The 18,831-nt window shown below is 39.1% G+C and carries 17 protein-coding genes; 15 read left to right on the top strand and 2 right to left on the bottom strand.

Annotated elements, in window-relative coordinates; translation table 11 throughout:
* Positions 1 to 53 precede the first annotated feature (53 nt).
* The 3 genes from VCHSUH04_RS02540 (at position 54) to VCHSUH04_RS02550 (ending at position 4,593) form a co-directional block, all read left to right on the top strand.
* Entirely contained in the window at positions 54 to 1,652 is a 1,599-nt protein-coding gene (locus tag VCHSUH04_RS02540) for an NAD(P)/FAD-dependent oxidoreductase (RefSeq protein ID WP_105085214.1), read from the top strand.
* 166 nt (positions 1,653 to 1,818) lie between these two features.
* Positions 1,819 to 3,171, top strand: a complete 1,353-nt coding sequence (gene glmM, locus VCHSUH04_RS02545) for a phosphoglucosamine mutase (protein ID WP_105085215.1) — start codon at positions 1,819 to 1,821, stop codon at positions 3,169 to 3,171.
* A gap of 315 nt (positions 3,172 to 3,486) precedes the next feature.
* Positions 3,487 to 4,593: a hypothetical protein gene (locus VCHSUH04_RS02550; RefSeq protein WP_105085216.1), complete on the top strand. Its 1,107-nt coding sequence runs from the start codon at positions 3,487 to 3,489 to the stop codon at positions 4,591 to 4,593.
* A gap of 142 nt (positions 4,594 to 4,735) precedes the next feature.
* On the opposite strand, the gene VCHSUH04_RS02555 is transcribed toward VCHSUH04_RS02550, so the two are convergent.
* Positions 4,736 to 6,220: a hypothetical protein gene (locus tag VCHSUH04_RS02555; protein WP_369819979.1), complete on the bottom strand. Its 1,485-nt coding sequence runs from the start codon at positions 6,218 to 6,220 to the stop codon at positions 4,736 to 4,738.
* 520 nt (positions 6,221 to 6,740) lie between these two features.
* Between VCHSUH04_RS02555 and glmS the strand changes: the two genes are divergently transcribed.
* The 9 genes from glmS to VCHSUH04_RS02600 all read left to right on the top strand — a co-directional run bounded on the left by glmS (position 6,741) and on the right by VCHSUH04_RS02600 (position 15,162).
* Positions 6,741 to 8,573 carry a glutamine--fructose-6-phosphate transaminase (isomerizing) gene (glmS, locus tag VCHSUH04_RS02560; RefSeq protein ID WP_105085218.1) on the top strand — a complete coding sequence of 611 codons (1,833 nt, stop codon included), beginning with the start codon at positions 6,741 to 6,743 and terminating at the stop codon, positions 8,571 to 8,573.
* A gap of 58 nt (positions 8,574 to 8,631) precedes the next feature.
* Positions 8,632 to 9,618: a tryptophan--tRNA ligase gene (trpS, locus tag VCHSUH04_RS02565; protein ID WP_060923857.1), complete on the top strand. Its 987-nt coding sequence runs from the start codon at positions 8,632 to 8,634 to the stop codon at positions 9,616 to 9,618.
* Positions 9,619 to 9,654: 36 nt separating this feature from the next.
* Entirely contained in the window at positions 9,655 to 10,131 is a 477-nt protein-coding gene (locus VCHSUH04_RS02570) for a hypothetical protein (RefSeq protein ID WP_105085219.1), read from the top strand.
* A gap of 199 nt (positions 10,132 to 10,330) precedes the next feature.
* Positions 10,331 to 11,143, top strand: coding sequence for an amino acid ABC transporter substrate-binding protein (locus tag VCHSUH04_RS02575; RefSeq protein WP_105085220.1), 813 nt, complete (start codon positions 10,331 to 10,333; stop codon positions 11,141 to 11,143).
* 123 nt (positions 11,144 to 11,266) lie between these two features.
* Positions 11,267 to 11,923, top strand: coding sequence for an amino acid ABC transporter permease (locus VCHSUH04_RS02580; RefSeq protein ID WP_005387763.1), 657 nt, complete (start codon positions 11,267 to 11,269; stop codon positions 11,921 to 11,923).
* A 113-nt stretch (positions 11,924 to 12,036) separates the two neighbouring features.
* Entirely contained in the window at positions 12,037 to 12,795 is a 759-nt protein-coding gene (locus VCHSUH04_RS02585; protein ID WP_060923854.1) for an amino acid ABC transporter ATP-binding protein, read from the top strand.
* Positions 12,796 to 12,803: 8 nt separating this feature from the next.
* Complete coding sequence (locus VCHSUH04_RS02590; RefSeq protein WP_105085221.1) at positions 12,804 to 14,075, top strand: hypothetical protein; 1,272 nt, start codon at positions 12,804 to 12,806, stop codon at positions 14,073 to 14,075.
* A 169-nt stretch (positions 14,076 to 14,244) separates the two neighbouring features.
* Positions 14,245 to 14,691, top strand: coding sequence for a universal stress protein (locus VCHSUH04_RS02595; RefSeq protein ID WP_005387768.1), 447 nt, complete (start codon positions 14,245 to 14,247; stop codon positions 14,689 to 14,691).
* 180 nt (positions 14,692 to 14,871) lie between these two features.
* A complete protein-coding gene (locus VCHSUH04_RS02600) occupies positions 14,872 to 15,162 on the top strand; it encodes a metalloregulator ArsR/SmtB family transcription factor (RefSeq protein WP_024063797.1) in 291 nt (96 codons plus the stop codon).
* Positions 15,163 to 15,311: 149 nt separating this feature from the next.
* Here the strand turns inward: VCHSUH04_RS02600 and VCHSUH04_RS02605 are convergent, their stop codons facing one another.
* A complete protein-coding gene (locus tag VCHSUH04_RS02605; protein WP_105085222.1) occupies positions 15,312 to 16,301 on the bottom strand; it encodes an AEC family transporter in 990 nt (329 codons plus the stop codon).
* A gap of 285 nt (positions 16,302 to 16,586) precedes the next feature.
* On the opposite strand from VCHSUH04_RS02605, the gene modA reads away from it, so the two are divergent.
* From modA to VCHSUH04_RS02620, 3 genes are all read left to right on the top strand, one after another.
* Positions 16,587 to 17,375, top strand: coding sequence for a molybdate ABC transporter substrate-binding protein (modA, locus tag VCHSUH04_RS02610; RefSeq protein ID WP_105085223.1), 789 nt, complete (start codon positions 16,587 to 16,589; stop codon positions 17,373 to 17,375).
* 119 nt (positions 17,376 to 17,494) lie between these two features.
* A complete protein-coding gene (modB, locus tag VCHSUH04_RS02615) occupies positions 17,495 to 18,163 on the top strand; it encodes a molybdate ABC transporter permease subunit (protein ID WP_105085224.1) in 669 nt (222 codons plus the stop codon).
* Between the two features lie 8 nt (positions 18,164 to 18,171).
* Positions 18,172 to 18,801 (top strand): ATP-binding cassette domain-containing protein, encoded by a 630-nt coding sequence (locus VCHSUH04_RS02620; RefSeq protein WP_105085225.1) that lies wholly within the window; start codon positions 18,172 to 18,174, stop codon positions 18,799 to 18,801.
* The last annotated feature ends 30 nt before the right edge of the window (positions 18,802 to 18,831 follow it).

Raw genomic sequence — 18,831 nt, forward strand, 5'->3', positions numbered from 1 at the left:
CAAATAAGAAAGAAATTTGCTAACCTAAAAGGATAGTTTAAATAAGGAAAGATATGATTAGAATAATAAATCTCCGCGTGGCCGTTACGGTCAAGTCGGATATAAAGGATATTGTAGAAAAGAAATATCCCCAATTGCGAGGCGCTATTGAAACGATTCACGTTGTACGACGCGCTGTAGATGCTCGTAAAAAACCGAATATCGTGTTTGTGTATACCTTGTTTGTTGAGGTTCATAAGGAAACTCAAATCATGAAAAAACTAGGTAAACAAAAGGATGTATCTGTATTTACTCCAGAGGATCCAGAACCTATTGTTTATGGTAATGTACCTTTAGCACATCGTCCTGTAGTGATGGGCTTTGGTCCGGCTGGGATGCTAGCTGCCTTTTATTTAGCTCGTGAAGGGTATCGTCCAATCGTTCTTGAACGAGGTCAAGACGTTGATACTCGTAGCCAAGATGTAGAAACGTTTTGGAAGGAGGGCGTATTCAAGCCTGAATCTAATGTACAATTTGGCGAGGGTGGTGCAGGTACCTTCTCTGATGGCAAACTGACAACTCGCGTTACACATCCAAGATTGCATGAAATCTCCAAATACTTTGTTGAATTTGGAGCACCTGAAGAAATCTTATATAAACATAAACCTCACGTAGGTACAGATAAGTTGCGCACCATGGTAAAAGCTATGCGTGAACGCATCATCGAATGGGGTGGTGAGGTTAGATTCGGTGCCAAAGTAACTGATTTGTTTATTGAAAATGACCGCATCGTTGGTGTTGAAGTTAACGGTAACGAACGCATTGATACGACGGTTGTCCTTTCTGGTGTAGGTCATAGTGCACGCGATACGTACGAAATGTTACATAAACGCAATGTAGAAATGACGGCAAAACCATTTGCTATTGGTGTTCGAATAGAGCACGATCAAGCTGTTATTGACGAGTCCCAATATGGTGTAGAACCATCCAGCTTGGGCCTTGGTGCCGCAGAATACTCCCTTGTGTACCACGATAAAGAAACAGGCCGTACAGCGTATAGCTTCTGCATGTGTCCAGGTGGTCAAGTTGTAGCATCAGCGTCCGAAAATGGGGGCGTTGTTGTTAATGGCATGAGTTTATATGCTCGTGATAGCGGTGTTGCGAATAGTGCTATCGTAGTTAATGTAGGGCCTGATGACTTTGGTAACCATCCACTCGATGGTGTAGCATTCCAACGTGAATGGGAGCGTAAAGCTTATGAATTAGGTGGCTCTAACTTCCATGCACCAGCTCAGACCGTAGGCCAGTTTTTGGGGCTTTCACAAGCACCAAGTGTACAAGATAGCACATATAGCTATGAACCAGGTGTAGTAAATTGCGATTTACATGATTGCTTGCCACCATTCGTAACGTCCGTGCTGGAACGGGCATTGCCGTATTGGGGACGACGCATTCATGGATTTGATGATCCTGCGGTATGCATGACGGGCGTTGAAACACGCACCTCTGCGCCGCTTCGCATGGGGCGTAATGAAGAACGTATTTCTCCAACTGTAGGTGGATTTTATCCTATGGGGGAAGGTGCAGGCTATGCTGGCGGTATTATGAGCGCAGCACTCGATGGGGCAGAAACTGCCATTATATGCATGGCAAAATATGCAAAACCTAACTAGTTAGTAGTAAATGTATTGTAAAGTAAACTACAGTATAGGTTCATTTTGGTACTGTAAAATAGTATATCTGTATTGTATATATGTGTAGTGTATATATTGTGATATAATACACAACAGTGAATATATGAGGACTTGTGATTTTCACAATCCCTAGAGGAGGATAATTATGGCTCGTTTATTTGGTACAGATGGTGTACGTGGTGTTGTTAATGAATTTTTAACACCTGAATTAGCCTATCATTTAGGCCGTGCAGCGGCTACATATTTTGGTAAAGAAAAAGAACATCCAACATTCTTGATTGGTCGTGATACACGTATTTCTGGCTCTATGCTTGAAAGTGCTTTAGCATCCGGTATCTGCTCTGTTGGTGGTAATGTTGTCATTGCCGGTGTTATCCCAACTCCAGCAGTAGCTTACCTTGTACGTCAACAAGGCTTTGATGCAGGTGCCGTTATTTCTGCATCTCACAATCCATATCCTGATAATGGCATTAAATTCTTTGATGGTAATGGCTATAAATTGCCAGATGAAGTAGAAGATCAATTAGAACAATATGTTCGTCAAAGTGCAGATAATGAATTGCCACGTCCAACAGGTGATGGCATCGGTACAATTGAGTACAATAGCAATTTAGCTCATTTCTACGCTCACTTTGTTCGTCACACAATCGATACATCCCTTGAAGGTTTGACTATTGTATATGATGGTGCGAACGGTGCTGCATCTAGCGTAGGTCCTGAAATTTTATCTGGTCTTGGTGCTAAAGTAATCAATATCAACGTAAATCCAGATGGCTTGAATATCAATCATCACTGTGGTTCTACACATATCGAAGGCTTACAAGTAGCTGTACAACAACACAATGCAGACCTTGGTATCGCTAACGATGGTGATGCGGACCGTTGCTTGTTGGTAGATGAAAAAGGTCAAGTTCTTGATGGTGACCAAATCATGCTATTATGTGCTCTTAAATTAAAAGAAGAAGGCAAACTTAAAGGCGATACAGTAGTTGGCACTGTTATGAGTAATATTGGGTTCCATAAAGCGGCAGAAGAGCTCGGTATGAAAACAGTTTCTACTGCTGTTGGTGATCGCTATGTATTGGAATACATGCGTGAACATGACCTCTCCGTTGGCGGTGAACAATCTGGTCACGTAATCTTCTTAGATCACAATACAACTGGTGATGGCATGTTAACAGCTGTTCAAGTAGCGGCTCTTATGAAAGAGAAAAACCAACCACTTTCTGAGCTCGCTAGCATCATGACGAAATACCCACAAGTGTTAGTAAACGTTCGCGTTGCTACAAAAACAGGTTGGGAAGATAATGATATTATCAAAGCTGCTATCGTAACAGCAGAAGGTGAACTTGGTGATGAAGGCCGCGTTTTAGTACGGGCATCTGGTACAGAACCACTCATTCGCGTAATGGCTGAAGGCCCTAACCAAGAAGAACTACAAGCACTATGCCAAGAAATCGCTGATATTATTGGTAGAGAACAAGGATTGGCGGAATAAAAGGAGTAAACCCACAGCGAGGAACCATCTTTACTAAGATTAAACCTACTGTTCTTGTGAGAACTAATTCTATTTAACAACTTTTATATTAAAGGTATACCCTCCTATATATGTCCCTTTGCTCCATCCTACGTAAAGTCGCTGCAAGAACATATATAGGAGGGCATTTATTTTATATTTATTTAGGATGATTACCGAATGGAACCACTCTATCGCGCGGATATTTCTACACTGAACCATCTCTACTCATAAGAGTTATTTCTGGTATAATTATAGCCATATAATCTAAAATATATTCGATAGTAAAGGTATAATATGAAGCTTGCTATAAAAGAATATTGGGAAAATCTTAAAACAGAATATGAAGCTGCATATAACGTGTCTATATTTAGTAATTCTGATGTATTGCAGCAATATGCAGAGCGTTTTAGAGTGTATTTAATTTCTTTAATGTGTGAGTATCCCAATAACGTAGATGTTGTTTGTGCTTTAGCCACTGTTGAACAGGTGTTATGGCATGAGGAAAATTCAATTCAACTATTGGAAGATTTCCTTGAAATGTACAGTGATGAACTGAGTGATACGGACAAAGCAAGAGTTTACACTAATTTGGCTTTTTATCATAATGGGGAGATAGAGGCATGTAACTATTTAGTAAAAGCTGAAAAGTTACATTCTCCATATATAGAGACTTATAGAGGTTTGGCATTATATCATTTTTCAGCTTACGAAGATAATGGATCGATAGAGGCTTTAACTAAAAGTTTACATACCTTTGAAAAAGGGGTAACCGTAGCCAACGATTATGAAATGAATTTTGGTCGTGCTGTATGTTTATTTGAATGTAAGGAATATGATAAAGCAAAGACTAACTTTGAAGAGTTATTAAAAGATTACCCAAATAGAATGCGGTTATTGTTGTGTATAGCTTATTGTGATGTGTATTTAAGTAATAAGAAGCAAGCCCTCAATTGTTTGAAGCAAATTAAGATTGGAGTAGATCCAGCATATCATTTAAATAACGATGATATTAGTGAGTTTGATATCATTGACGCCTATTATATATTAGATGAGTACGGTCTATTCTTAGAAGAATGTGAAAAGGCTAAAGAGTACTGTGGTTTAAGTGATGGCCCTTACTACTTTGGTCTTTGGATTATGAATCAACATGACCAGTTCTATCATGAAGTGAACAAACAACGAACAGAAATATTGGCATGTATTGAAGATGCAAAAACGGACGAAGACTTTGATAGTGAAGAGGAAAAGCAAAGTTATATCCAAAGCTGGGAAGATGATCTAGAAGCTTTAAGTACCATGGTACATAAGATTAAACATGAAAACTTCAAACCTACGGTGAAACTAAAATTGTGGCCCCTATATGGCTGTTATTTGATAGATTGTCTAACTCATAACTTCTAGTACTCTAATTTAAATGCGATGAATTACGCTAATTTAAATGTGATGAATTTTAAAAAGCATTATCTCTGAAGGATTATATAATTTTGATTACAAAAAGAAAACACTACTTTGAATTGTAAGATTCAAAGTAGTGTTTTTATCATTATTTATCAGCTACAACTAGTTTGTATCCATTCAAGTGAATGTTACTGCTTGTTGTGTCTTCGTTAGTTAAGGATTTTACATAGCTATCGCCAGTAAGTGTCCAGCTAGAGTCTTTGCTGAGTTTTACTGTAGCTTCTTTCGCTGTGTTGTCAGTGTTGATAGCTCCAACAAGGCTAGATCCATTTGTCATGTCTAGTGCGATGGTACTGATGGAGTCAGCTACGATGTTACCGCTTAGTGCTTGGTTGGATGCACGGAGTGTGAGGTGACCGCCGTTTTCACCAGTATTGCCCCAACGGGAGTCAGCTGCTGCTTTTACTAGAGTCGTAGTATTTGGCATTAAGATTGTATTGCTTGTAAGGTCTACTTCAGCAGTGGTGTTGTTTACATAGATGAATGCACCTGTGGAGTGTGTTGTGAGCGTGTTATTTTCTGCTTTAAGGCGTGCAATACCGCTTTCAGCATCACCGGAGAAGCTTTGGTAGAGCATGAAACCATTATCTTTGTAGCCAGTTACGTTTGAGTTTGTAAGGGTAATGGAGTTTTTGCCTTCTACAACGCCAATTTCACTGTTATTAGCTACGCCATTCACATTGTTAGCTGTAATATTACCAGTTGAATAGATAACAGGGCTGCCTGCACCAGAGGTTGTCAGTTTAGCAGCTTCTGCAGTAATCGTACCTTCGCCACGGTCTGTAGCAAGGGTCGCAGAGTGAGCACCTTCAGTAGTGATCGTTAGATTTTTGCCATTTACTGTGCCTTTGTACGTAGCATCTAGACCACGAGAGGAATCGCTTTTAGTGTGAATATTAGTATTCTCTACATTGATAACAGAGCCTTCACCGGTAGCAAAGACCGCATTGGAACCATTAGAGTTAGATGTAATATTGCTACCTTTAATATTGATTTGGCTACCATCAATACCTAAAACTACGGCGTTTTGCCCTCGGAAATTACTATTGTCATCGCTTGTAGTATTGCCTGTTTTATCGAATACGCTATTTTCAATATTTACGACTGCCTTATTTTTACCGATGAAAGCATTTTGATCAGCTGTTGTATTGGCAATCAATTCGTGAGCCATCGATTTATTTTCGCTTACTACAGTTGTGGCTGTGAAAGTACTAGGATCTACTTCGGCTTGTGGTGCCATGCCACCAGGTGCTCCATTTTGCATATCTGCAGGAGGGGCTCCGTTTTGATGTCCATTTGGAGGCGCTGTTGGTGGTTGCCCCGCAGGTGGTTTGCCATGAGGAGCACTGTTTTGTGGAGTGCTTCCTTGTGCAGATGGTGCTGTTGTAGTTACAGTAGCTACGTTAGCATTCGTTTGTGTTTCTGCTGCAAAGGTTGGAAGCATTGCCAAGGTGGAAAGAGCTGCACCTAATACTGCGGGTAGAACCCAACGACGTAATTTTCTGTATTGTATATTATTTTTATGTGTTGAATGTTTCTTTTTTATAGTTGTTTTATTCATAATAATCATCTCCAAATTCTATAAATATATTTTGGGAATATAACAAAATCTAATTGCGTAAAATTTAGATTGATAGCAGTATAATTTCTTACAATGAAAATACCGTGAAGTATAGAAAAAATCTTTTTTATTGCTTATGACCTGTCTGAGATAGTTTACATCTTATCGATTTTTTTAGTATAATAGTGTTCAGTACATGTTTGTACTAATTCTGCCGTATATCATAGAAAGGAGATCCGAATTCGTAAAGGCGAATAGCGCAAGTACCCGCGAAGGCAGTCGTTAGGGTAGACGAGGTGAAGAGTGATCGAATAATCAGCGGATGCTCTTCCGGCACATTCATGTCGTAACAGATACTAAAAAGCCCATTGGTAACAATGGAGACAAAGTGTATCTGAATGAATTGTATTAAAGTAATAATTAATACATAATTGAAACATTAATCTAGAACATTAATCTAGAACATTAATTTGTTAGCCTTAGTTGTTGGCTGGGGCTAGAATACCCCCAGTTATAGGAGGATATATTTATGTGCGGTATCGTAGGATACATTGGCTTTAATCAAGCATCTGATTTTTTATTGGACGGTATGGCGAAATTAGAATACCGTGGTTATGACTCTGCAGGCATCGCTATTATTGGTGCTGAAAATGCAATCAAAATTCAAAAAAAGGTTGGCCGTCTAGCTAATCTTGAGGCGATTGTAAAAGCAGATCCTAATGAAGGAACTGTAGGTATTGGTCATACGCGTTGGGCTACTCATGGTCGTCCATCCGATATGAACGCCCATCCTCACTCCTCTGAAGATGGTAAATTTGCTGTTGTTCACAACGGTATCATTGAAAACTACATGCCTTTAAAAGAAGAGCTCATCGAAAAAGGGTACCATTTCAAATCTGAAACTGATACAGAAGTAGTAGCTCATTTATTAGAGGATATGTACGATGGCGATTTCGTAAGTACTGTACGCCGCATGCTCGCTCGTGTTGACGGTGCGTATGCTCTTGAAATCATCTGTGCTGATGAGCCAGACAAAATCATTTGTACTAAAAAAGAAAATCCATTGGTTATCGGTCTTGGCAAAGGCGAAAACTTCGTTGCCTCCGATATTCCAGCAATTATTAACTACACACGTGATACATACATCTTGAGCGATGGTGAATTAGCTATCGTAACTCGTGATAATGTATCCGTATTTGACCGTGAAGGTAATGCTATTGATAAAGAAGTATTCCACGTAAGCTGGAATGCAGAGGCTGCTGAAAAAGGTGGTTATGAACACTTCATGTTGAAAGAAATTCATGACCAACCTAAAGCAGTTCGCGATACATTTGGTACACACATCTCCGAAGATGGTAAAACTGTACACTTTGAGGAATTGAACTGGACAGCTGACGATGTAGCAGCTTTCAATAAAATCCTCATCGTTGCATGTGGTACTGCATACCATGCAGGTCTTGTAACAAAACAATATATTGAAAACTTGGCGCGCATTCCTGTAAATGTGGAAATCGCATCTGAGTATCGTTATAGCAATCCGTTGACTGATGATAAAACATTATGTATCGTTATCAGTCAATCTGGTGAAACATCCGATACATTGGCTGCTTTGAAAGAGGCTAAACGTCATGGCGCTAAATCCTTGGCAATTACAAACGTAGTAGGTTCCAGTATTTCCCGTGAAGCAGATAACACTGTATATACGTGGGCAGGTCCTGAAATCTCTGTGGCGTCTACAAAAGCGTATACTACTCAATTAGTAGCAGGTTTGTTGTTCGCTGTATACCTTGGCCAATTGAATGGTAAAATGGATCCGGCTTTAGGCGCAGAAATCCTTTGTGGTGTTAAAAGCTTGCCTACATTGATTCATGAAATCTTTGAAGTAGACGAAGATATGAAAGCCTTTGCAAAACATTATGGCTTCAAATCTGATGCGTTCTTCTTGGGCCGTGCTATCGACTACGCAGTAGCGATGGAAGGTGCTTTGAAATTGAAAGAAATTTCTTACATCCATGCTGAAGCATATGCTGGTGGTGAGTTGAAACATGGTACATTGGCTCTTATTGAAGAAGGCGTACCTGTTATCGCATTGGCTACACAAGAAGATGTGTACGATAAGATGATCAGCAACATCCGTGAAGTAAAAGCTCGTGAAGCTGTTGTAATCGGTATTGGTATGAAAGGTGACGAAGAATTATCTAAACACGTAGACCATACAATCTATGTGCCTCGTGCAAATAAATTCATCGCTCCAATCCTTGCGGTTGTACCATTGCAATTATTGGCGTACTACGCAGCGATTACACGCGGCGCAGATGTAGATAAACCACGTAACTTGGCTAAATCTGTAACCGTAGAATAATATATATAACCAACAGTGCTTCGGCACTGTTGGTTTATTTCAATATAGGGAGACTATTATGGCAGTTATATTTTCCGGCATCCAACCAAGTGGGGAATTAACACTTGGCAACTATTTGGGGGCTTTACGTAATTTCTTAGAGTATCAAGATACTGATGAATGTTATTATTGCATCGTTAACCAACATGCGATCACTGTACCGCAAGATCCAAAAGAGTTATTCCAAAATACTCGTAATTTGGCTGCGTTATACCTCGCTGTTGGCCTCGATCCTAAAAAGGTAACATTATTTGTGCAATCCGAAGTGCCTGAGCATGTTAAACTCGGTTGGGTTATGCAATCTATCAGCTATGTTGGCGAATTAGAGCGTATGACACAGTACAAAGATAAGTCTCAAAAGCAAGGTGACTCTATCCCTACAGCGTTGCTTACGTATCCACCATTGATGGCGGCAGATATTTTGTTATATGGTACTAACTATGTTCCAGTAGGTGAGGACCAAAAACAACATCTTGAGTTGACTCGTAATTTGGCAGAGCGTTTTAACCGTAGATTTGGCGAAACTTTCGTAGTACCTGATATCAAGGTAGGCGAAGGTGGTGCTCGCGTTATGAGCTTACAAGAGCCAACTAAGAAAATGAGTAAATCTGATGATAACCAAAATGCTACAATTCGTCTTTTGGATGCACCAGACTTGATCGTGAAAAAATTGAAACGCGCTCAAACTGACTCTGATAACGCGGTGCGTTATGATAAAGAAAACAAACCTGGCATTTCTAACTTGATGGGTATTTACCGTGCTATCACAAAAGACAGCTATGAAGCTATTGAAGAAATGTATGCCGGTAAAGGTTATGGTGTCTTCAAATCCGATATCGCAGACCTATTGGTGGCAACTCTTGAGCCAATTCAACAACGTTACAATGAGTTGATTACAAGCCCTGAACTCGATGTTATTCTCGATGAAGGTGCTGCTAAGGCTCATGCTAAAGCAAGTCAAATGTATCGTAAAGTAGAGCAGGCTATGGGCTTGTGCCGTAAATAAAATCATATAGTAGACTTTCAATTTGTGAGGTAAGCCATGACGAAACAAGAGGCGATGGAACGCTTTTCATCAGGTACCGTACAACAGAGCTTAGAAATACATCGTGGAATTCAGTGGGCCGGTCGTATCATCGGTTTATTGGTTTGCGCTTTAATTGTAAAATATATGCCCTCCGATTGGGCTGAGCGTATATGGTATTATCTGTTGTTACTCGTAATATTGTGGACCCTTCATAGATTAGGTGAAAGTCAAGCATTTATCTGTGAAAAGGGCCTCGTGTTAAAGCGAAGGCCTTTTTCTGTGAAGGAATACTTTCACAGCCTCTTTCATGGCGATGAATATTTTGTCTTTGTCGATTATGAGCATATCATTGGATTTACTGAAGGTTGGCGTGAGTTGCAGGCTATGAATGGTCATGGTGGGATTTATGTAATACCATTAGATCTCGCACAGGTAGGGTATAAAGACAAAATGGCCATGATTGAAGCGATTCATAAGCATTCAGATACATAATGTATGCGTATATACAAAGGATTTAGTACTATAATCCTGTATGAACCATGAGAGAACTAAAAAATTCTAAAATTCATCAAATTAGCTATTTACAACTTTAATGAACTAAAGTATAATACAATCATCGGGTACAGACATGAGTTCTGTACAGCATATATTAGCAAGTAGTTAAAGGTGTAATACACCGTGGAGGATAGTTATGAATTGGAAAAAGATAATGGCCGTTGGCCTTGCAGCAGTATCTATGATGGTATTTGTAACGGGTTGTGGTAGTGATACTAAAACGGCTAATAAAGAATTACCTAAAAAAATCGTTATCGGCTTAGATGATAGCTTCCCTCCAATGGGCTTTAAAGATGATAAAGGCGAAATCGTAGGTCTTGATATCGATATGGCTAAAGAAGCAGCTAAACGCGCTGGCATGGATGTGGAATTCAAAGCTATCGACTGGTCTAGTAAAGAAGCTGAGTTGAAATCTAAAAAAATCGACGCTTTATGGAATGGCTTAACAGTTTCTCCTGAACGTGAGAAGAATATTTTGTTCTCCAACACATATATGAAGGATAAACAATACATCGTTGTTCGTAATGAAGATGAATCCATTAAATCTAAAGCAGATCTTGCAGGCAAAGTAGTAGGTGTTCAACAAGCAAGTACTGGTGAATCTGCATTGCAAAACGATCCAAGCGGTAAAACTGTGAAAGAAACTAAATCTTATGCTGATTTTGTAAGTGCTTTCATGGATCTTGGTATTGGACGTGTTGATGCAGTTATCGCAGATGGTGTTATCGCTCGTTACCTCATGACAAAAGAACCTGGTAAATACAAAATCGTAGAAGGTACAGATTACGGTGTTGATAACTTCGCTGTTGGCTTCCGTAAAGATGACACTGCATTGCGTGATAAAATCAATGGTATCTTAGCTGAAATGAAAAAAGATGGTACTGCTGATAAAATCGTTGAAAAATGGTTGGGCTCTAGCGCAGACCTAGATAAGAGCGATGCTAAATAGTACAATTCGTGATATACTAATAGTACTATGGTCAGTTTGTACAACAGATAATTAAAGAACGAAATGTACACTAGAGAAGAGGCCAGATGCCTCTTCTCTAGTCGTGTTTTGAAGGAGTATTCCATGTTAGATTATTTATTGCAGATTATCCCAACCATTGCTGATGGTTTGAAGGTAACCGTATCGCTATTCTGTATTGTATGGATCTTATCCATTCCTGGTGGTATTCTACTTGCTTTGGTACGTTTATCTAAATTTACAGTGCTCGACAAAATCGTTGAAGCTTTCGTATATTTGATGCGCGGTACACCACTAATGCTTCAAATTTTATTCGTCTATTATGCATTACCTATCATTACAGATGGTGCTGTCCAAATGGATGATGCTACAGCAGCGGTGCTTACATTCGTATTAAACTACGCAGCGTATTTATGTGAAATTTTCCGCGGTGGTATTCAATCCATCTCTCGTGGTCAGTACGAAGGGGCAAAGGTTCTTGGATTTACTTATGCCCAAACGATGCGTAAGATCATCTTGCCACAAATGTTTAAACGCGTATTGCCTCCGCTTGCGAATGAGACAATTAACTTGTTGAAAGATACTTCTCTCGTATACGTATTGGCTATGAACGATATCTTGCGTATTACAAAATCTATCGTACAACGTGACTTTGACATCTCTGCCTTCTTGGTGGCAGCTTTGTTCTACTTGATCTTTACCTTTATTTTGACAAATATCTTCAACTACTTAGAAAGAAGATTTGCTGTATACGAAGATTAATCTATTCTGTAGTTGCTTGTCGTATTTTACATCCAATTATTGTTCATATAGTGGACTAATACTCAATGATTAGTATGTTTAGATAAAAGGATGCGACGATTTAAGAGGTACTTATGACATTTGTAAATATGGAGCGTATTGAAAAACGCTTTAACAATCAAACTGTATTGCGCGATGTATCGCTCAAAATGAATAGAGGGGAAATCGTTTCTATTATCGGTCCTTCTGGGTCTGGTAAATCTACATTCTTGCGCTGTTTAGGTCAATTAGAGACTATCGACGGTGGTTCTATTACTGTAGATGGCACTGTTCTTGCTAGCACTGATGCTAATGGCACTGTAAACTATGCAAGCCAAGAAACACAACATGACTTGCTATTACGCATGGGTATGGTGTTCCAATCTTTCAATTTATTCCCTCATATGACGGTACTTGATAATATTATGATTGCACCGCGTATGGTAAAAGGTATGAAAGATGATGAGATTTTACCGATTGCAGAGCGATTACTTAATAAAGTTGGCCTATGGGAAAAGCGGGATATGTATCCATCCCGTTTATCTGGGGGCCAACAACAACGTGTGGCCATCGCTCGTGCATTGGCGATGAATCCAGAAATTATGCTCTTTGATGAACCAACATCTGCTCTTGACCCAGAGTTAACAGGTGAGGTTCTAAAGACTATTAAACAGTTGGCTGATGATCACATGACGATGATTATCGTAACTCATGAAATGAACTTTGCTCGTGAAGTATCTGACCGTGTCATCTTCATGGCCGACGGTGTCATCCAAGAGGAAGGCACACCAGAGCAAATTTTCAATAATCCACAGAACGATAGAACGAAAGCGTTCTTGGAGAATATGTTATAGGAGGTCTTATGAAGTTACGTTTTATTGCCGCTACATTAGCTGTAATGGCTATGGGCACGACCTCTATTATGGCGGAAGGTTTGCAGGGGACACCTAGCACACCAATAGCTATTGTAGACTCACAAAAAGACTCTGTATCTATCTTGCCAGAACAATATAAGTCCTATGCTACTACGATGAATACAGTGGTTAAGGATTATAAAAATGGCTATACCTTTACGCTTCCTTGGCGTGTAGCAGATGGTGTTAAACTGGATATGGATGTGCGCAGTGAAAGTGAGCATATTCAAGGCTATTCTTTCAACTTAGCCGGTCCAACTCAAGATGATTCCTATACAGTGTCTTTCACAAAGCGCAATAATACACCGCAAGACGGGGTATCTCAAAAAGAATGGAATACGACTTGGTATGGTGTGCCAATCAAGGGCATGTCTGATGAAGAATACTTGAGCATTTGGCGTCAACATAGTAATGCCTTTGAAAATAATGATATTGTTGGTGGCTTCTTTAACAAGAAAGGGGCTATATCAGCGCGTTGGGATAAGACGACACCAAAATCGTATGCTGAAATGACCTCTACAGAGCCTGTTCAATCCGTATTTGAAGCGGAATTCATCATGGATAAGGACCCAACACATCGCTATAATTTAGCTAGTACTTATGCTCCTATTCAAGGGGAGTTTATGGAACAAGGTTTGATGGAACATACGATTCCGTCCTTTGAATTATTAAATAAAACTGGTTCTAGTACGATTAAAGGTGTTAAACAATTTATCTCTGGCACTAGTGACATTAGCGTAGATGAAGGCATCAAATTTAATTATCCAAAAGGATTTACCCGTCTTAATGAAAAGGGGAAAATTGCTTTCACTAAGCATAATATACGCCTTGATATTGAATCTTTTACAATTCCAGTACAAGCAGTTAGCACAGGCATGCCTACGATGATGGGCAAACAAATGCTAGGTGATTACTATCTTAAACAATTGGTTGAGGTGAATAAGGCAACCATCACTCGTTATGAAACACATATTATTGATGGTAATGTTATGTTCTACTTGGCAGGTCATATGAAGAATCCTAATACAGCTGATACATCCGCAGCGGCACCGGTATCCTTCGCAGCTACTATTATCTTAGGTAATGAAGGCAATGTAGCTGTGGCTCGTATGATTGGCCCAGCAGGCACAAGCCTTAGCACACCAGAGCTTATCGATGTGCTCGATGGATTTAAGTTGACTACTACATTGAATACGAACCAATCTTCACAAGTGTTGTAATATACACATAATATTCTTTTATTTGTATAATTCTGTATAATTTGTGCTATAATAAAAGAAATCCTCTAGAAAAAGAGGAGTTTTCCTTGATGGTCTAGAATATAATAATATAGGCTAAACGATCTTTGATCATATCCCCTTTGAGGGATTAGAAATAGGAGGGGTTATTATGGTTACCTACAAAACTATTGTCGTACCTACTGATGGTTCTGAAAATGCTAAACGTGCGTTGGAACATGCTCTCGCTGTAGCGGACCGCAACCATGCTGAATTGATTGTTGTTCACGTTGCAAATATCGTGTCTGCTATTTCCAATTTCGATCAAACACCAATTTCCGGTGGTTACGTATCTGAACAAATTGCAGAAGATATGGAAGAAACTGGTAAAGAAATTCTTAACGATGTAGTGAAAGAAATTCCTACAGGCGTAAAAGTTAAAAGCGTATTCGAAGTTGGCTCCCCTGGTCCTGCATTGTTAGCAGTAGCTAAAAAATACAATGCTGATCTTATCGTAATGGGTAGCCGTGGCCTTGGTCCATTGAAAGGCTTGTTCATGGGTAGCGTAAGTAGCTATGTAACTAGTCACTCCACTTGCCCTGTATTAATCATTAAATAATTCATATCCTGTATAGATATGATATAAAAGAGACTTTGTTTAAACAAAGTCTCTTTTTTAATATAATAAAAATGATATAATATTTATATGTATGCCCACGGGGTTACAAATGAGTAAGAACATAAGTAATATAAGAATGATACATAAACATGAATAGTGATTTAAGATATGGGGGATTATATGAGCGACAAACAAGAATCATTGCTAAAGCTAGCAGAACTGTTTAAAATCTTGGGAGATCCTACACGCCTTAAAATAGTAGAATTATTATTAGAAAATGAAATGTGTGTTAATCATATTGCAGAAACAATGGGAATGGGTCAATCTGCTATTTCACACCAACTACGTGTATTACGTCAAGCACGCCTTGTAACCTATCGTAAGGAAGGAAAAACTGCATACTACTCTCTAAACGATGATCATGTAGAAGGTCTAGTAAGAATGGGTATGGAACACGTATCTCATCAATAGTTATATATCTGTATTACATACTATTTGTTTAACTCGATTAGGGATATACAACAATAGTTATGATATACCTATCTTCTAAAGATATATAAATTTAAAACATAAGAAAAGGAGCCGTTTATACGGCTCCTTTTTGTATAGGTATACTAGTATTAATATAATGGGAAGAGGTAATAGGCTATAGTAATGAATAGTGGCATGGTTACTGCTGATAGTATGGTTGTACCCATTACAATTTGCGTAGCGTACTCTGGATTGTTTTTCATTTCGATAGCAATGAGAGCCATATTAATAGCTGTTGGGACACTGTAGGTAATGACTATAGTCTGTGCTGCTATAGGATGCATTGGGCCGTAGAACATAATAAAGAGTATAGTGATAACTGCTGCGATAAGAGGACTTACGATGAGTCGTAAGGATGTAGCGAGCATAACATCGGCTTTAAAGAAGTTTAATGGTGTTCTATTAATTTGTACCCCTAAGGCAATCATCGCAACACCAACGAAGGCATTAGCAAAAATCTTAAGAGGTGCAAAGAAGAAGAGGCCATGTAAATCAAATGGTAAGAGCTGACAAATCAAAGCGAGAGGAATGGCGTATACCATAGGCATGTGGAACACTACGTTTAAGGCATCTTTTGTACTCAATCGGCCAGCACCAGCTTGATAGAAACCATAGGTGTTACTCGTAATGGTCTGTATAATCATAATGGATACAACGCTGACAAGACCTAAATCAGCATAGGGGGTTGCGCCATCGATGACGTAGGGCACATTGGTAAAAACAAAGATAGCAAGGGCGATGCCCATATTGCCGACATTGTTAAACATAACGCAGTTCTTTAATGTGGCGATTTTTGCTACATCATAACCTTGTATTTTGCCGACCACACCTGAAAGTATAGAGTTCAGTATGAGTACAACTAGTGCACAAAATACAATTTCTAACGTACCGGATGTAAATTTAGCTTCATACATGGCCCTAAATACAAAGGTTGGTAATAATATGTAGAAGTTTAGTTTACTCAGCGTATACAGATCTAGTTTGAATTTTCTATCTAATATAAAGCCTACGCCTATAAGCATGAAGATAGGAACCATAGAGTTCATAAATATATGGCCTATTAATTCGAATATATTCATCATCTCACCTAGAGTTTCTCATTAATATATAGCATAGTTAATCATAATATTATGATACCATAGTATGTATTATTTGGGGCTTAAAAGTTTTATCCATTATGATTTCTTATGGTTTCTATCAGAAATATATATACAAAATGTGAGTTATTACATACATCTTAATGAACAAACTTATAGTATAATGTGAATATATCGTATATTTTAGTTTGTTATTTGATGGTGTCTCTACGGTGAGTAACCATAGCTTTCACAGTGTGGAGTCCAAAGGGATGCACAGGAGGAATTATGAAACGAATTCTATTAGTATTAATGAGCGTTTTTATGCTTGCTTTTCTAGTAGGCTGTGGTAACGATGCAAGCAAACCAACCGAATCTGCTAAACCGAGTACATCCGAAAAGATTACTGTACAAGCAGCTGCTAGTCTTAAAGGGGCTCTTACAGAACTGGCTGATGCTTACAAAAAAAGCCATAATTTAGCAGATGATCAAATTGTTATTAACTTTGCTGGTTCTGGCACATTGCGTCAACAAATTGAACAAGGTGCACCAGCTAGCTTATTCATCTCTGCTGACGAAAAAAATATGAAAATGTTACAAGAAAAAGACCTTGTAAGTGATGTAAAACCGTTCGTTACAAATGAACTCGTTCTCGTAGTTCCAAAAGGTCAACCTAAAGTTGAATTAAATCAAATTGCTAGTGTGAAACGCATTGTATTGGGAAACCCTGAAACAGTGCCAGCTGGTAACTATGGTAAACAAGTATTAACAAAATTAGGTGTTTGGGAACAAGTTGAACCAAATGTAGTATATGCTAAAGACGTAAAAGCAGTAACAGCATCTATTAGCCAAGGTGCTGGTGATGCAGGCTTTATCTATAAAACTGATGCTATTGCGGCAGGTGATGCCGTTCAAATTTCCGCAGTAACACCTGCAGATTCTCATGATCCAGTTATCTATCCAATCGGTATCATTAAAAAATATGACAATGCATTGGCAAAAGATTTCTACCAATATGTAATGAGCCCAGAGGGACAAAAAGTATTAGAGAAATACGGTTTCTCCACTTCTAAATAAGAGTAAAACGCTAGCTCTCATGGCTAGCGTTTTCTTATGGTACAATATATATATTATTGTTGTTAGTCCTAGCTGGAAATATATGATTTCAGCATTATTAAATAGAAAGGGGGGATAGCATGAGTCCATTTTGGTTATCGCTGTGGGTGGCAAGTATTGCTCTTATTATAGTTATTTTAAGTGGCTTAGCAACTTGTTATTGGATGAAACGCTGTAAATGGGGCGGCATTGCCATTCTCGATGCTTTAATTACGTTGCCCCTTGTTTTACCGCCAGTCGTTGTTGGTTTTGCGCTGCTTATGGTATTTACACCGGGTTATGCCTTTGGGGCTTGGCTTGAAGCTCATGGCATGAGTGTCGTTTTTGCAGCTTCCGGTGCCGTCATAGCCTCTTCTGTTATTGCATTTCCACTGTTTTATCAAACAGTACGTTCTGCATTGCAGTCCGTAGATCATAATATGGAGGATGTAGCGCGCACCTTAGGTGCTTCAGAGTTACGTATTTTCTTCACCATATCTGTACCGCTCGCATGGAAAGGTATTTTAACTGGTAGTATTTTGGCGTTCTGTCGTGCCATGGGCGAGTTTGGTGCTACCATCTTGATTGCTGGTAATATTCCAAAGGTAACACGTACTATGCCATTAGCTATCTACTCCTATGTAGAGGCGGGACAGTACATGGATGCCTTTGAGCTCGTTATTTATATTTGTGTTCTTACATTGGCGTTACTGAGCGGGATTCACCTTATTACAAAAGGTTCCTTGTTCCGCCATACAGATAATAATTAGGAGGTTCTATGATTACATTTTCCTTTACTGTAGCTAGACCTTCTGTGACTGTGAAAGCTGATGGGGCACTGCCGTCTGGTATTACTGTGCTTACAGGACAGTCTGGTAGTGGTAAAAGTACCTTTATCAAATGTATCGCGGGCCTCGTAAAACCCACAACTGGCCGCATTCAATGTGATGAAACGACATGGGTTGATCGAGATAAAAAACTTTGGGTGCCTGCTCAAGAACGCCAAGTAGGCTATATGCCACAAGGTAATATTGTATTTCCTCACCTATCTGTAGAGCATAATGTTACCTATAGTAAACGTGGCACACCGGATATGTGCGATAGTTTATTAAATCGCTTAGGTCTTGAAAAATATAGACATATAAAGGCAGGTAGTTTATCCGGTGGTGAGCAACAACGGGTTGCATTAGGCCGTGCGCTCTACTCTAAACCGACTGTGTTGCTTCTCGATGAGCCATTATCTGCACTCGATTGGAACTTGAGAAAGCAAGTTCGTGAGGATCTCGTATCTATCATCCGTGAATGGGATGTACCTTGCGTATGGGTTACCCATGATGAAAGCGAAGCAGAAAGCGTAGGAGATAGACACTGGACCTGTGAAAACGGGCTTATTACGATTGCTGAATGATGATAAACATTTAAATCGTATGGTTTTGAT

The sequence above is a fragment of the Veillonella sp. T14073-2 genome (assembly GCF_002959875.1).
Lineage (GTDB): Bacteria > Bacillota > Negativicutes > Veillonellales > Veillonellaceae > Veillonella > Veillonella infantium.